At 63.7% G+C, this 14,249-nt stretch carries 11 protein-coding genes; 5 read left to right on the plus strand and 6 right to left on the minus strand.

Annotated features, from left to right (window positions below):
• Position 1: 1 nt before the first annotated feature.
• From OCK01_RS09835 to OCK01_RS09845, 3 genes are all read right to left on the minus strand, one after another.
• Positions 2–799, minus strand: coding sequence for a TIGR02186 family protein (locus OCK01_RS09835; protein ID WP_263823780.1), 798 nt, complete (start codon positions 797–799; stop codon positions 2–4).
• The gene (locus OCK01_RS09840) at positions 796–1,719 is read right to left on the minus strand and encodes a sulfite exporter TauE/SafE family protein (protein WP_182828357.1); all 924 of its coding nucleotides are present in this window, start codon (positions 1,717–1,719) and stop codon (positions 796–798) included. The genes OCK01_RS09835 and OCK01_RS09840 overlap by 4 nt, the downstream gene beginning before the upstream one ends.
• A 206-nt stretch (positions 1,720–1,925) precedes the next feature.
• Positions 1,926–5,681, minus strand: coding sequence for a peptidoglycan-binding protein (locus OCK01_RS09845; protein WP_263823781.1), 3,756 nt, complete (start codon positions 5,679–5,681; stop codon positions 1,926–1,928).
• A 504-nt stretch (positions 5,682–6,185) separates the two neighbouring features.
• On the opposite strand from OCK01_RS09845, the gene OCK01_RS09850 reads away from it, so the two are divergent.
• Genes OCK01_RS09850 through OCK01_RS09870 form a run of 5 tightly spaced genes read left to right on the plus strand, consistent with a single transcriptional unit; the run spans position 6,186 to position 12,099 of the window.
• Positions 6,186–7,979, plus strand: coding sequence for an acyl-CoA dehydrogenase C-terminal domain-containing protein (locus tag OCK01_RS09850; protein ID WP_263823782.1), 1,794 nt, complete (start codon positions 6,186–6,188; stop codon positions 7,977–7,979).
• Between the two features lie 55 nt (positions 7,980–8,034).
• Entirely contained in the window at positions 8,035–8,292 is a 258-nt protein-coding gene (locus OCK01_RS09855; RefSeq protein ID WP_263823783.1) for an AbrB/MazE/SpoVT family DNA-binding domain-containing protein, read from the plus strand.
• On the plus strand, positions 8,292–8,621 hold the full coding sequence (locus OCK01_RS09860) for a type II toxin-antitoxin system PemK/MazF family toxin (protein WP_263823784.1): 330 nt from the start codon (positions 8,292–8,294) through the stop codon (positions 8,619–8,621). Before OCK01_RS09855 ends, OCK01_RS09860 begins: the two co-directional genes overlap by 1 nt.
• Before the next feature lie 43 nt (positions 8,622–8,664).
• On the plus strand, positions 8,665–9,873 hold the full coding sequence (locus tag OCK01_RS09865; protein ID WP_263823785.1) for an acetyl-CoA C-acetyltransferase: 1,209 nt from the start codon (positions 8,665–8,667) through the stop codon (positions 9,871–9,873).
• 15 nt (positions 9,874–9,888) lie between these two features.
• The gene (locus tag OCK01_RS09870) at positions 9,889–12,099 is read left to right on the plus strand and encodes an FAD-dependent oxidoreductase (RefSeq protein WP_263823786.1); all 2,211 of its coding nucleotides are present in this window, start codon (positions 9,889–9,891) and stop codon (positions 12,097–12,099) included.
• A gap of 111 nt (positions 12,100–12,210) precedes the next feature.
• Here the strand turns inward: OCK01_RS09870 and OCK01_RS09875 are convergent, their stop codons facing one another.
• From OCK01_RS09875 to OCK01_RS09885, 3 genes are all read right to left on the minus strand, one after another.
• The gene (locus tag OCK01_RS09875; RefSeq protein WP_263823787.1) at positions 12,211–12,708 is read right to left on the minus strand and encodes a hypothetical protein; all 498 of its coding nucleotides are present in this window, start codon (positions 12,706–12,708) and stop codon (positions 12,211–12,213) included.
• A complete protein-coding gene (locus tag OCK01_RS09880; RefSeq protein WP_246697409.1) occupies positions 12,689–13,015 on the minus strand; it encodes a nucleotidyltransferase domain-containing protein in 327 nt (108 codons plus the stop codon). The genes OCK01_RS09875 and OCK01_RS09880 overlap by 20 nt, the downstream gene beginning before the upstream one ends.
• 164 nt (positions 13,016–13,179) lie before the next feature.
• A complete protein-coding gene (locus tag OCK01_RS09885; protein WP_263823788.1) occupies positions 13,180–14,169 on the minus strand; it encodes an MBL fold metallo-hydrolase in 990 nt (329 codons plus the stop codon).
• Positions 14,170–14,249 lie beyond the last annotated feature (80 nt).

Genomic DNA, 14,249 nt, shown 5'->3' on the forward strand with positions numbered 1-14,249 from the left:
CTCAATCGCGCCGGAACATCACGCTCGCCGTCCATCCCGTCAAAGCCGCGAGAAACACCGCGAAAATTCCGTAGTAAAGCGGGTCCTCCTCGGCGGCGCGGGTGATCATCTGCTCGATGCCGGTTTTCTGGACATGCAGGCTTAGTTCCTTCTCGGCGATATACTGGCCGGTCTTGAACACGACGGCGCGGATTGTATGCGTGCCGTTGGGGATATCGGCCGGAATATGGATATTCGCCTGGAACAGCGATGACGACACGAAAGACACGCCGCCCGGATTGGTCTGGTAGAGCCGCGCCTTCTCTTTCAGGCCCAGGAAGGCGTCGCGAAATTCCGCGAGTTCCTCGGCGCGGCCCGAAAAGGTCGAAGGCACCACCCTGACGCGCGGAAGCCCGACATTGTGGGTGTAGAGTTCCAGAGGCGCGCCGATGTCGGCGATGACCTTCGTCGACGCCATCGACAACGATTCCGGCATGCGTTCGAAGGTCACGGCATGGCGGTTGATCCAAACGCCCATCACCCTGTCCTTCTTGCGGACCGTCACGAAATCGCGCGGGCCTTCGAGCGAGACGACGATGTCGTAGGCGCCGATCGCGAGAAGATAGGGATCGACGTTTTCGAGCGAGCCGAACACGGTGACGTCCGTGCCGGCGAAATCAGGCGCGATGGCGATTTCGCGTGAGGACACGCCGATATTGATCGCCTCGCGCTCGACGGGACGCGGCGGCCCGCCGATGGGCTCGCAAAGCGCCGGCGCCGGTAGAAGCGCCAACAGCAGAAAGAGCGCCGCCGCCTTCATTGTCCCGCCCCCGTCCGCGCGATCGAATAGAGATCGGCCGGCGGCAGGAATAGGTCGATGGCGAGGCGGATGCCGACCGCGAGGATCAGGAGCGCGAGCAGCGCCCGCAACTGTTCGGCCTTCAGCTTCTGGCCGACGCGGACGCCGTATTGCGCCGCCACGACCCCGGACAGCATCAGGATGAAGGCGAGAACGATGTCGACCGTATGATTGGCCACCGCCTGCACGATGGTCGAATAGGTCGAGACGAAGATGATCTGGAACAGCGACGTGCCGACCACAACGCTGGTCGGGATGCGCAGCAGATAGATCATCGCCGGCACCATGATGAAACCGCCGCCCACGCCCATCACCGAGGTCAGCACGCCGACGCCGAAGCCGAGACCGGCCACCGGGATCACCGAGAGATAAATCTTCGATTTCTTGAAACGCATCTTGAAAGGCAGGCGATGCACCCAATTATGCTGGGCGCGCTTGACCGTCACCGTTTCGTTGCGGCGGGCCCGCCTGAGAGCATTGACGCTCTCCCACATCATCAGCCCGCCCACCGAGGTGAGCAGAACCACGTAAAGCAGCGAAATCACCAGATCCAGCTGGCCCAGCGCCCGCAAGGCCGAGAAGATCCAGATGCCGACCGTCGCGCCCAGAAGGCCGCCGAGCAGCAGCACGGTGCCGAGCTTGAGGTCGATGGTGCCGCGCCGGAAATGGGTGATGGCGCCAGAGATCGAGGAGGCCACGACCTGATTGGCGCCGGTGGCGACGGCGATCGCCGGCGGCACGTTGTAGAAGATGAGCAGCGGTGTGATCAGGAAGCCGCCGCCAACCCCGAACATGCCCGACAGGAAGCCCACGGCGGCGCCCATGCCGAGTATGATCAGGATATTGGCCGACAGTTCGGCGATCGGCAGATAGATGGTCACGCGCGCTCCTTGCGGAAAAAAGGAGTTTGACAGATCGGGTCGCTCCGGCCTGTTCAAGAGTGTTACAGATTGGCTTTAAATAACTGTTGCGCCGCGAAAATGGCGGTGTCAACCGCGACGGGCGCCCCGTCGCGGATATAATGAATTAACCATTTCGCCATGGATTCCACCGGTTAAGTGGACTTCCTCGCGCGTCTGTACTTGGTTCAGGACGGCTTCTTGTTATGCTTGAGAAGTTCCTTGACCAGCGCCTCGTCGATCTTGCCGGTCGGCTCCTGGCCGACCTTCTTCTGGAAGGCCTTGATCGCCTCGACCGTCTTCTTGCCGATCGCGCCATCGGCGGGGCCGGCGTCGAAGCCGTTGTTGTTGAGGATCGCCTGGATGTTGCGGATCGCCTTCTTCATGTCGACGCTGGCCGTGGTGTTGCCTTTGGCGATCCAGTCGTCGGGGACGATGGGATTGTTGGCGTCCTCATTGACCGGCGCGGCGCGCCACAAGTCGACTTCGGCCTTGGCTGCCTTCAGTTTCTCGGCGCCCAGCGCATTGGCCACTTCGTCGCGCTTCTGCGCGGCATCCTGGTCGCCCTGCATGGCCGCCACCGCGAACCACTTGTAGGACTGGCCGAGGTCCTGCGGCACGCCGTTGCCGCGCGCATAGAGGATGGCGAGATTGTACTGGCTGTCGCGCACATTGTGCTCGGCGGCCTCCTTGAACCAGCGGGCGGCCTCGGCGAAATCCGGCTTGCCCTCGGCGCCGGTGGCGTTCAGAACCGCCAGATTGTGCATCGCGCTGGTGTTGCCCTGGCTTGCGGCCTGGGCGTAGAGCGCGCGCGCCTTGGCGATGTCGCGGTCGACGCCGAGACCCTTCTCGTAGATGCTGGCGAGGCGATATTGCGCCGGGGCGAAGCCGGCGTCGGCGGCGCGCTGATACCAGTTCATCGCAATCTTGGGATCGGCGGCGACGCCGCGGCCATCGGCGTAGCGGGCGCCGATTTCGAAGAAGGCCAGCGGATCGGCCTTCTTGGCGGCGGCCACCAGCGATGCGGGCTTGAGATCGGCGGGAGTTTCCACGGCGACGATCTGCTGCTGTTCGACCGCGGCCGGGGCCGGCTCGGCGGGCGCCGCGGCGTCCGCGGTCGACGCGGCGGCGGAAGCCGTCTCAGCGCTTGCAGGCTCCATGGCGGCCGAAGGTTCGGCGCTCGACGGGATCTCGTCCGGCTGGGTGTCGGACGATGACTGCAGGGGCGGCGGCTCGGCGCCGGAGGCGTCGGCGGTTTGGACCGGCGCCGTCTCCGCCTGCGCCGGCGCGGCGCTTTCGGCGATGGTCGGCTGGACAGGGGTTTCGGCCGCGTCGCTGGTCTTGTCCTCGACGGGGGCGGAGACCGCCTGCGGCTCGGGCTCGGCCTTGCTGTTGATCAGGTTGGAGACCAGCGGATAGGACAGCATGAGCAGCAGCACTGCGCCTGCCGCAAGAAGCAGCGGACGGCGCGCCTGGCCATCGTCCTTTTTCACCGACGGCTTGGCAGAGGCCTTGGCCGTCGCCTTGCCTGTCTTGAGCGGCTGCTGCATGCCGGCTTCGCGGGCGGCTGCCTGGGCGGCGCGGCGGGCGGCGGCGATCACGTCGGCGGGACCGGCTTCCGCGGCGCGACCGGATTTCTGGCCGGCGCGGACTTTCTCCATGATCTTGCGGACGTCGGGCGCAGCGCCGCCGGGCTCGATCAGCAGGCCGTCATCGGCCTCCTCGACCTCGGCGGCGGCGGGATCGAGAGCCGGGGTCGGATCGATCGTCAGACGCGCGTCCGATTTCTTCTTGGAGGGTTTCAGTTTGGCGGCGAGGCTGGCGATCAGGCTGGAGGGGCGGGCCTTGGCCGGTTCGGCGCGGAGTTCGGCGCCGTCGCCGGGAGCCTGCGCGTCCTGGGCCACGGCGGCGTCGGCCGCTGCGGCGAAGTCATGGTCCTCGAACACGTCCACGGTCGCGACCGGGCGCGGCGCCGACCGCGGCGGGATCACCGGTTCCGCGGTCGCCATGGGCGCGCGGGGCGCCGGAGCCTCTTCGGCGGACGGGGTCGGCTTGAACACCGGTTCGGTCGCGCGCGGCATGACCGGGGCGTCCTCGCGGCGCGTCCGCTCGGTCGCCAGGCTGATATCGTCGAGCCGGCTGGCGATCTGTGTCAGCGTCTGGTGCAGGGCGGAGAACGTTTCCGCGGTGCGCTCCTCGCTGGAGCGGGCATAGGTTTCGAGCGCCCGGAGGTCGTCGGTGAGCGCGGTGAGGGCTGCGAGATCGACGCCGGCTACGCCCTGCGCATGGGTTCCGGCGCGGGCATAGGCCTCCACCACCGCTTCGGCGGCCTGCCGGGCGGCTTCCACGATGAATTCGTCGCTGGTGGCGATGTAATCCTCGATCACCGCCATGCTGCGCGTCAGTTCTTCCGGCGCGGCATGGGCCTGAGACGGCTGGCTGAGCAGCGACGACAGCGAGGCGATCTGTTGCTCGAGATTGGCAAGGGCGCGCGCATCCGACGGAGGCGCAGCGGCGGACTCTTCCAGGCGCGCGGCGATGTCTGACAAACGATGTTCCAGATGACTGAAGTCCGGCGCCATGACGGACATCGGCTCGGCCGGGCGGTCGAGATCGTCGATCCGGCGAGCCAACCGGTCCAGACGGTCGATCAGCGGCGCGGGGTCGTTGTCGCCGAGGCGATCGATCTTGCGCGAGAGATCGGCGAGATGCCCGGTCACGTCTGCGCCGCCGCGATCGTCGAGACTGCGCTCGATCAGGCCGGAGAGTTCGGCGATGCGCCGCTCCAGCTTCTGCGTCTCCTCGTCGACGGCGAGATCCTCGATCCGTTGCGTGAGGAATTCGATGCGCTGGGCGAGGCCCGATTCCTCGTTCTGGCGATGCAGCGCGTCGATATGCAGGCCGAGTTCGGCGATGCGCCGCTCGACCGACTGCAGCGCGGCATGGTCGCGGCCGTTGTCGGCCTGGCGGACGCTGACCGCGATGGCGCGACTGATTTCGTCCAGCCGCCGGTCGAGCCCTTCGAACTGGTCGCCGAGTTCGTTCTTGGCTTCGACGCTGCGGCCGACGGATTCCACCGCATCCGCCAGCGTGATCAGCTTGTCTTCCAGGGAGCGGATGGCGGGAGCGGCGTTGACTTCGCCGAGACCGTTCTTGATGCCGTCGATGCGCCAGGCGATCTGCACCAGTTCTTCGCGCAGCGACTGCTGGTCCAGTTCGTCGACCTTGCGGGCGGTGTAATCCCAGATCTCTTCGGCGCGGCTCCATTTGTCGTCGAGCCGGCGGATGCTGTCCTCGCGCGCCAGCCCGGTCGCCATGCTGCGGAGGTCCTCGATCTCGGCGATGAGGTCGTCGAGGCGAGGAGCCTGTTCCTTCTCGCCGATCCGGCGAACCGTGTCGTTGAGCTTGAGGATTTCGTTGCGCACGAGCTCGCTCGCGCCGACGCCGCCAGCGGCGACGCCCTTCAGGCCGCGGATTTCGTCGCGGATCGCGTCGAGATTGTTGTGGCTCATGCCCTGGCGCAGTTCGCCGCGCAGGGCTTCGAGCGTCGCGGCGATATCGGCGAGCGCGTCGTGATGCTGCTGCGGCGGTTGCGCATAGGCTACAGGCGCAGGGGCGACATCGCGTGAGCGGGGAACGTCGCGTCGCGGCTCATGATCGTCGCGCCGCTCCGGGCGTTCGCGCCGTTCCGGCCTGCCGCGCTCGGGATCGGCGCGCAGCGTCCGGTCTGCGGCGGCGACCCGCTCGCGAACCGACGACAGCATGCGCTGGCGTTCGAGAATTTCGTCGACCGAGCCGGGATCCATATAGGCCGGACGGCCGGGCGGGCGCTTTTCAGCCACCAGGCCCTGGATACGCGCCTCCAGCCCTTCGATCGTCTTGCTCAACTGATCGAACGAGGGCTTGCCGCCATAGCTAGAATACTGTGATCGTGATCCGTTCATGTGTCAGCTCGCTCGACGTCCGGGCCGGAATTCAGGTCGACCGATCGCGTCTCTTTTGTCGGCTCGGGCGGGCGAAGGCCCAAGCGCTCCACGATAGCGTCTGAGGCTTTCCTCGGGCTTTCCGCCTGCATCGCGCATAGACGCAATCTCATCGTCCTTAACTAAGATGCATGGATAGTTAAACAGGGTAAACAAACGGTTAATTTGCGCATTCCGCAGCGTAACGAAGTCTGGAAAACGGCGACTTTGCACGAAGTCGTAACGATCATCCGGTTATGATTGCGCAACAGGCCTGCAAATCGGATCTTTTACCGATCATTAACCAGTTTATTGTCGCCAGGCGCTCCGCCGATGCGATCTGCCGCTCGACAGGGGACAATCGTAAAACCTGAAGGGACAGGCGCCGGAATTCCCCGGCAGGGTAATATTTGACGTTTACGCAAACGTCAAAATTTTGTAGTAGTGCTATCCAGATCGATTTACGGCGAAGGCGAGGAGGCGTTCATGCCCGTTTACAAGGCTCCGGTCGACGACACATTGTTCGTGCTCAACGATGTCCTGGGGATCCAGAAGTTCAACAATCTTCCCGGCTTTTCCGAGGCGTCGCCCGATGTCGTCGACGCCATCGTCGCCGAAGCCGCCAAGGTGGCCGAGGAAATTCTGTTTCCGCTCAATCTCTCCGGCGATCAGGAAGGCTGCATCCGCCACGACGATGGTTCGGTGACGCCGCCCAAGGGCTTCAAGGCCGCCTATGACGCCTATTGCCAGGGCGGCTGGATCGGCCTCTCCGTTCCGGAAGCCTATGGCGGCCAGAACCTGCCTTATGTGCTGCACACCGCCGTCGGCGAATATATGTCGTCGGCCAACATGGCCTTCGCCATGTATCCCGGCCTCACCAACGGCGCGATCGCGGCGATCCTCGTGCATGGCTCGGATGCCCAGAAAGAGACCTATCTGCCGAAAATGGTCGAGGGCGTCTGGACCGGCACGATGAATTTGACCGAGCCGCATTGCGGCACCGATCTCGGCCTCTTGCGCACCAAGGCCGTGCCGAAAGGTGACGGCTCCTATAAGATTTCCGGCCAGAAGATCTTCATCTCCGCCGGCGAACACGACATGTCCGACAACATCATCCATCTGGTGCTCGCCCGCATCGAAGGCGCGCCTGAAGGCACCAAGGGCATTTCGCTGTTCATCGTGCCGAAATTCCTCGTCAACGAGGATGGCTCGCTCGGCGCGCGCAACGGCGTCAGCTGTGGCGCGATCGAGCACAAGATGGGCATCCACGCCAACGCCACCTGCGTCATGAACCATGACGAGGCGACCGGCTATCTGATCGGCCAGGAAAATCGCGGTCTGGCCGCCATGTTCGTGATGATGAACGAGGCGCGTCTCGGCGTCGGCCTGCAGGGCCTGTCGATCTCGGAAGCCGCCTATCAGTCGGCCGCCCAATATGCCCGCGACCGCATCCAGGGCCGCTCGCTCACCGGCCCCAAGGCGCCGGAGAAGAAGGCCGATCCGATCATCGTCCATCCGGATGTTCGTCGAACGCTGATGCAGATCAAGTCGATCAACGAGGCCGGTCGCGCCTTCGCGCTCTATTCGGCGCTGCAGTCCGATATCGCGCACCGTTCGGAAGACGCCGCCGCGCGGCAGAACGCCGACGACATCCTGTCGATCATGACCCCGGTTCTCAAGGGCGTGATGACCGATCGCGGCTTCGACAATGCGGTCGCCGCCCAGCAGATGTTCGGCGGCCACGGCTATATCGAAGAATACGGCATGAGCCAGTATGTCCGCGACGCCCGCATCGCCATGATCTATGAAGGCGCAAACGGCGTTCAGGCCATGGACCTCGTTGGCCGCAAGCTCGCCGCCAATGGCGGCCGCGCGGTGATGGCCGTGTTCAAGGAAATCGGCGATTTCTGCGAAGAGAACCGCGCCAATGAAAAACTGGCGCCTTTCACCAAGGCGATCAAGAAAGGCTTGAACGATCTGCAGGCCGCCACCATGTGGTTCATGAGCAACGCCATAGCCAAGCCCGACAATGCCGGCGCCGGCGCGACCGATTATATGCACCTCTTCGGCCTCGTCATTCTCGGCTATATGTGGGGACGTCAGGCCAAGGCGGCGCAGGAGCTCCTCGACGCCGGCGACGCCCGCGCCGAGTTCCTGGCCAACAAGTTGATCACGGCGCGCTTCTTCATGGAGCGGATGATGCCGGAAACGGCGTTCCGCAAGGCCCGCATCGAAGCCGGCGCCGACAGCGTCATGGCGCTGGATGCGGCGGCGTTCTGATTTGCGAAAGGAGCGAGAAAGTTATACCGTGATATAACTTTCGAGGGAGAGATCCATGGCGACTTCGACGTTGAGAACCGTAGGCGGCTCCGTGATGATGGCGATCCCCAAGCCGCTTCTGGAGATGTTGGGGCTTGCCCCCAACGCCAAGCTCGATCTCTCCGTAGAGGATGGTCGTCTGGTCGCGATCCCCAGACCGCGGCCGCGCTATAGTCTCGACGAACTCGTCGCCCAATGCGATCCGGATGCGCCGCTCAGCGAGGAAGAACAAGCTTGGCTCGATGCGCCGCCGATGGGTCGCGAGGTGTTGTGATGGAGCGGGGCGACATCTGGCATGTCGATCTCAATCCGGTCAAAGGCCGGGAACAGGCCAATCCGCGCTATGTACTCGTGCTGACGCCAAAGTCGTTTAACCAGCTAGGCGCTCCCATCGTCGCGCCGATCACTGTCGGCGGCGAATTCGCCCGTTACCAGGGCTTCACAGTGCCGCTGTCCGGCACCGGCACGAATGCTGTCGGCGTGGTGTTGTGTCATCAGATCCGCGCGCTCGACATCCGGGCGCGGGGCGGCAAGTTTTCCGAAAAAGCGCCCGACTTCATCGTCGATGATGTCCTGGCGCGCGTGTCGACATTTTTTGAATAAGTTCCAGGCCGATCGCGATCGGCCGAAAGGGAGGAAAGACGAAATGACCGAAGCCTTTGTCTTTGACCATGTCCGGACGCCGCGCGGCCGCGGCAAGAAGGACGGCGCCCTGCATGAGGTGCCGACGCCCCGGCTTGCGGCGCATACGCTTGCCGCGCTGCGCGACCGCAACGGGCTCGACACATCCACGGTGGACGACATCATTTTCGGCTGCGTCGATCCGGTGATGGAAGCGGGCGCGGTGATCCCGCGTTCCGCCGCCTTCGAGGCTGGCTATGATTTCAAGGCTCCCGGTATCCAGATCTCGCGCTTCTGCGCCTCGGGTCTCGACGCCATCAATCTCGCTGCTTCGAAAATCGCGTTCGGCGCCGATGACATCGTCATCGCCGGCGGCGTAGAATCCATGAGCCGCGTCGGCATGGGCATGGCCGGCGGCTCCTGGCCTGTCGATCCCTCGGTGGCCATTCCCGGCTATTTCATGCCGCAGGGCGTTTCGGCCGATCTTATCGCCACCAAATATGGCTTCAGCCGCGACGACGTCGACGCCTATGCCGTGGAGAGCCAGAAGCGCGCCGGCCATTCCTGGGCTGAAGGTTATTTCTCGCGCTCGGTCGTGCCGGTGAAGGACGTCAATGGGCTGACCATTCTCGACCGCGATGAGCATATGCGGCCCACGACCGACATGCAGTCGCTCGGCCAGCTGCAACCGTCCTTCCAGATGATGGGCGAAATGGGCGGCTTCGACGCCGTCGCCATCGATGCCCATCCCGATGTCGAGCGGATCAACTATGTCCACCATGCCGGCAATTCCTCAGGGATCGTCGATGGCGCGGGCGCCGTCCTGCTCGGCTCCAAGGCTGGCGGCGAAGCGATGGGGCTGAAGCCGCGCGCCCGCATCCGCACCTTCGCCAATATCGGCTCCGAGCCGGCGATCATGCTGACCGGCCCCGTCGACGTCACCGAAAAGCTGCTCAAGCGCGCCGGCATGACCATCGGCGACATTGATCTCTTCGAACTCAACGAAGCCTTCGCCGCCGTGGTGCTCCGCTACATGCAGGCCTTCGACATTCCGCATGACAAGATCAACGTCAATGGCGGCGCCATCGCGCTCGGCCATCCGCTCGGCGCCACCGGCGCGATGATTTTTGGCACCGTGCTCGACGAGCTGGAGCGCCGCGGCCTGGGCACCGCGCTGGTGACGCTGTGCATCGGCGCCGGCATGGGCACGGCCACGATCATCGAGCGCGTCTGAGACTGGGAGAGAGAGATGACTTACAAGAATTTCACCCTCGACATCGACGTCGATGGCGTAGCGCTCGTCACCTGGGACATGCCCGGCCGCAGCATGAACGTCTTCACGCTTGAGGTGATGGACGAGATCGAGGCGATCCTCGCCGCCGTCGTGAATGACGAAAAGGTCGAGGGCGTCGTCTTCGCCTCCGGCAAATCCGCCTTCTCCGGCGGCGCCGATCTCACCATGATCGAGGGCATGTTCTCGATGCTGGAAGAGGCGAAAGCCGCCGATCCTGCAGCCGCCGCGCAAAAACTCTTCGACGCCGCCGGCCGCATGAGCGGTCTCTGGCGCCGGATCGAAACCTGCGGCAAGCCCTGGGTTGCCGCCATCAACGGAACCTGCATGGGCGGCGCCACGGAACTGGCCATGTCCTGCCACGCCCGCGTCGCCTCCAACGCCAAATCGGTCAAGATCGCGCTTCCGGAAGTCAAAGTCGGCATCTTCCCGGGCGCCGGCGGCACCCAGCGCCTGCCGCGCCTAATCAACACCCAGGATGCGCTACAGATCATGACCACGGGTTCGGACCTGACAGCCTCGCGCGCCAAGGCGCTCGGCCTGGTCAACGAGGTGGTCGATCCCGACAGACTGATCGAAGCGGCCAAGACGTTGATCAAGAACCGCCTCGATCCCGTCGCGCCCTGGGACAAAAAGGGCTTCAAGGCGCCGGGCGGAACCATCTGGTCGCCGCAGGGCGTGCAGCTGTTCTCGGCCGCCAACGCCATTCTGCGCCGGGAAACGCATATGAATTATCCGGGCGCCGAAGCGATCGTGAAATGCGTCTATGAGGGCCTACAACTGCCCTTCGACCTCGCGCTCAAAGTCGAGCTGCGCTATTTCACCCAGATCCTCAACAATGTCTCGGCCCGCTCCATGGTCCGCTCGCTGTTCGTGTCGATGCAGGAGCTCGGCAAGGGCGCGCGGCGTCCGGCAGGCGTTCCCGCCACGAAATTCTCCAAGATCGGCGTGGTCGGCGCAGGCTTCATGGGCGCTTCCATCGCCTATGTCACGGCGCGCGCCGGCATTCCCGTGGTGCTGATCGACCGCGACCAGGCCGCCGCCGACAAGGGCAAGGCCCATTCGGAAGAGCTGATCAAGGGCGCGATTTCCAAGGGCAAGTCGACCAAGGAAGAGGGCGAAAAACTGTTGTCGCTGATCACCGCGACCTCCGACTACAACCAGCTGTCCGACGCCGGTCTCGTCATCGAAGCGGTGTTCGAGGATCGCAGCGTCAAGAAGGCTGTGATCGAACAGGTCGAAGCTGTCCTGCCGGAAAGCTCGATCTTCGCCTCCAACACCTCGACGCTGCCGATCACCGGGCTTGCGGAAAATTCCAAGCGCCCCGACCAGTTCATCGGCGTGCATTTCTTCTCGCCGGTCGAGAAGATGATGCTGGTGGAAGTCATCCTCGGCGAAAAGACCGGCGACAAGGCGCTCGCCGCCGCGCTCGATTATGTCGCCGCTATCCGCAAGACGCCGATCGTCGTCAACGACACGCGCGGCTTCTATGTCAATCGCTGCGTTTTCCGCTACATCAACGAAGCCTATGACATGCTGATCGAAGGCGTGCCGGCGGTGATGATCGAAAACATCGCCAAGGCCGCCGGCATGCCGGTCGGTCCGCTGTCGCTCAACGACGAAGTCGCCGTCGACTTGAGCCAGAAGATCATGAAGGCCTCGATCGCCGATTTGGGCGAGACTTCCGTCAAGCCCGAGCACATGACGCTGATCGACAAGATGGTCAACGATCTCGACCGTCGCGGCCGCAAGAACGGCCGGGGCTTCTACGACTATCCCGCCAAGCCCGCCAAGAAGTCGCTCTGGCCGGGCCTCAAGGACTTCTATCCGCAGAAGAAGGCCGAAGAAGTTGACGTCAAGACGATCAAGGACCGTCTCCTCGCCACCATCGCGCTGGAAGCGGCGCGCACCATGGAAGAGGGCGTCGTCACCGATCCGCGCGAAGCCGATGTCGGCTCCATCCTCGGCTTCGGCTTCGCGCCCTATACGGGCGGCACGCTCAGCTATATCGACGGCATGGGCGTGAAAACCTTCGTGGCGTTGTGCGAAAAGCTGGCCGCCTCCTATGGCGACCACTTCAAGCCGACGCCCCTGCTGCTGGACATGGCCGCCAAGGGTGAAAGCTTCTACAGCCGCTTCAATCCGAAGCTGGTGAAGCAGGCGGCGTGAGAGTTGCGGCGCCGGGGGCTGAACCCTTCTCGGCGCCGTCTCCCTCGGGCTTGTCCCGAGGGTCTGCTGTCAGTTCTGCTTTTCCTTCTCAGCGCTGGTTCCGATGCCTCATCAATCCGCCTCTCCAGCGCCGGGATCAAGACGGGACGTCAGTCGACGCATTTCTTCCTGGAACATTGCAAAGGCTTCAAGAGCTTCGCTGACGCGCTCTTCCACGATCTCCGGATCGAGCGAGAGCCCATAGGAATTCCTCTGCCGATGCCGAAACGCCCGCAATCCGTCCAGTGCGCGGTAGGTGTCATCTGTAAGCACGCGATCGCGAACGCCCGGATATGCATTGTGCATCCGTCGAAGCAGCGTCGTGTGCCAGCCGTCATCACGCGCCACCGCATTTCCGTCAATCTTCGAGGCGATAGCCGACATGACGCGTTCGCATCCAGAGTAAAGCTTCTCTATCCCCGAAGCGAGGCCGCTGACAGCCAGCCAGCGCATATGCGGCGCAAGGTCATTCTTCGTCAATTTATAGGTAGTCAGCGCCAGGCCCAGCATCTCCGCCTCGGCGGCAATTTCCCTGATGTCGTTGTCCAGATCAACGAAGATCGCCTGCATCGGTCACGGTCTCCAGGAAACGGTGGCGCCGATGCGCGGGGATTTCGTCGAGATAGACAACATCGAAGCGGAAGCCGGGCAGGCCGTCCTCCACAAGTCCTTCGATCTTGTATTTGAGGTGGCGCGGGCATGTAGTCACCAGCAGGTCGATGTCGGACTGCACGTTGAATTTGCCTGACGAGAGCGAACCGAAGATTTTTGCGTCGACTCCGATGTCAGCCAGACGCGCGACAAGCCGCTTCGTCAAGGATACTGCTGACGCTCTCCTCGCACCAAGATCCATATCGGACAAAACCGCAACGTTCATGACCCGCCTCTGCTTGCCCGGGGATTATTGGCCTGTCCGGCAAGCGAGTCAACTTTTGCCGCTTGCGTAGAATATTCCGCGTACTGGGCGGCGCTGTGAACACGACACATAGCCGCGAGACCGGCGAGACGATCACTCTCCCCGCCGATCTCCATCGATAAAGCTCAGAGCGCGAACTGATAGGTCGCCGGCGTGTATCGATAACCTTCGCCCTGCTTCTCGACATATCCTACCGCCGGGAACGGCATGTGATAGCCGATAAAGGCCAGCCGATCGGTGGCGACCATGTCGAACACCCGCTTGCGGGTCTCGGCCGCCTTGGCCTTGTCCATGTCGAACTTCACTTCCCAGTCCGGCCGCTGCAGCGACAGCACGAAGTGGTTGGCGGTGTCGGCGGTCAGGATCAGGCTCTGGCCCTCGCTTTCGAGGCGGTAGATCATATGCCCCGGCGAATGGCCGAAGGCGGCCATGCCGGTCACGCCCGGCGCCACATCGGCGTTGTCCTTGACGAAGGTGGCCTTTTCGGCCAGCGGCGCGATGTTTTTCATCACGCCTTTATGGCCGCCTTCCGCCGGCGTGCCCATGCGGGCAGGGTCCTTCCAGAAGGCGTATTCCGCCTCGCCGAACACATAGCGGGCATTTGCGAAAGCCGGCTTGTCGCCTTCCATCAGCCCGCTGATATGGTCGCCATGCATATGGGTGATTACCACCAGCGTCACGTCCTCGGGCTTGTAGCCCGCCGCCTGGATGCCGGCGCGCAGCTGGCCGGCACCCCATTCGCGCCCGCCTTCGCCCATGCCGGTGTCGAACAGGATGAGGTCCGAACCGTTCTTCACCAGCACCGGCGAGAAGCCGTTGACGAATGTGTCGGTCGGCAGGAAATTGGCGGTCAGCAGCGCCGCCACGTCTTCCGGCTTCTGGTTGGTGCCGAAGGTCTCGTTCGGCTTGTCGGCGGCGCGCGTTCCGTCGCTGATGACGGTGACGTCCATGGCGCCGAATTTGAACGAATGGAAATGCGGTTGCTTCGCCGGCGTTTCCTGGGCGGCCGCGGTGGCCGGGTCGAGAAGCGACGTCGTCAGGATCGCCGGAGCGGCGATCGCCCCGGTTGCGGCGGTGGCGAACAGACTGCGACGCGATAGGGTCAGGATCGTCATGGCTTTTCTCCCTGGTTGGCCGACAGGTTTACGCGCAACCGCCGGAAAAGATCGGTCACATTCGTCTCACAGCTTCGTGA

This window comes from Rhizobium sp. TRM95796, from assembly GCF_025779995.1.
Lineage (GTDB): Bacteria > Pseudomonadota > Alphaproteobacteria > Rhizobiales > Rhizobiaceae > Rhizobium_E.

Excerpts from the sequence above, each read along its gene's own strand:
- OCK01_RS09835 (WP_263823780.1), bottom strand. The coding sequence starts at position 799 with ATGAAGGCGGCGGCGCTCTTTCTGCTGTTGGCGCTTCTACCGGCGCCG.
- OCK01_RS09845 (WP_263823781.1), bottom strand. The coding sequence starts at position 5,681 with ATGAACGGATCACGATCACAGTATTCTAGCTATGGCGGCAAGCCCTCG.
- OCK01_RS09850 (WP_263823782.1), top strand. The coding sequence starts at position 6,186 with ATGCCCGTTTACAAGGCTCCGGTCGACGACACATTGTTCGTGCTCAAC.
- OCK01_RS09855 (WP_263823783.1), top strand. The coding sequence starts at position 8,035 with ATGGCGACTTCGACGTTGAGAACCGTAGGCGGCTCCGTGATGATGGCG.
- OCK01_RS09860 (WP_263823784.1), top strand. The coding sequence starts at position 8,292 with ATGGAGCGGGGCGACATCTGGCATGTCGATCTCAATCCGGTCAAAGGC.
- OCK01_RS09865 (WP_263823785.1), top strand. The coding sequence starts at position 8,665 with ATGACCGAAGCCTTTGTCTTTGACCATGTCCGGACGCCGCGCGGCCGC.
- OCK01_RS09870 (WP_263823786.1), top strand. The coding sequence starts at position 9,889 with ATGACTTACAAGAATTTCACCCTCGACATCGACGTCGATGGCGTAGCG.
- OCK01_RS09875 (WP_263823787.1), bottom strand. The coding sequence starts at position 12,708 with ATGCAGGCGATCTTCGTTGATCTGGACAACGACATCAGGGAAATTGCC.
- OCK01_RS09880 (WP_246697409.1), bottom strand. The coding sequence starts at position 13,015 with ATGAACGTTGCGGTTTTGTCCGATATGGATCTTGGTGCGAGGAGAGCG.
- OCK01_RS09885 (WP_263823788.1), bottom strand. The coding sequence starts at position 14,169 with ATGACGATCCTGACCCTATCGCGTCGCAGTCTGTTCGCCACCGCCGCA.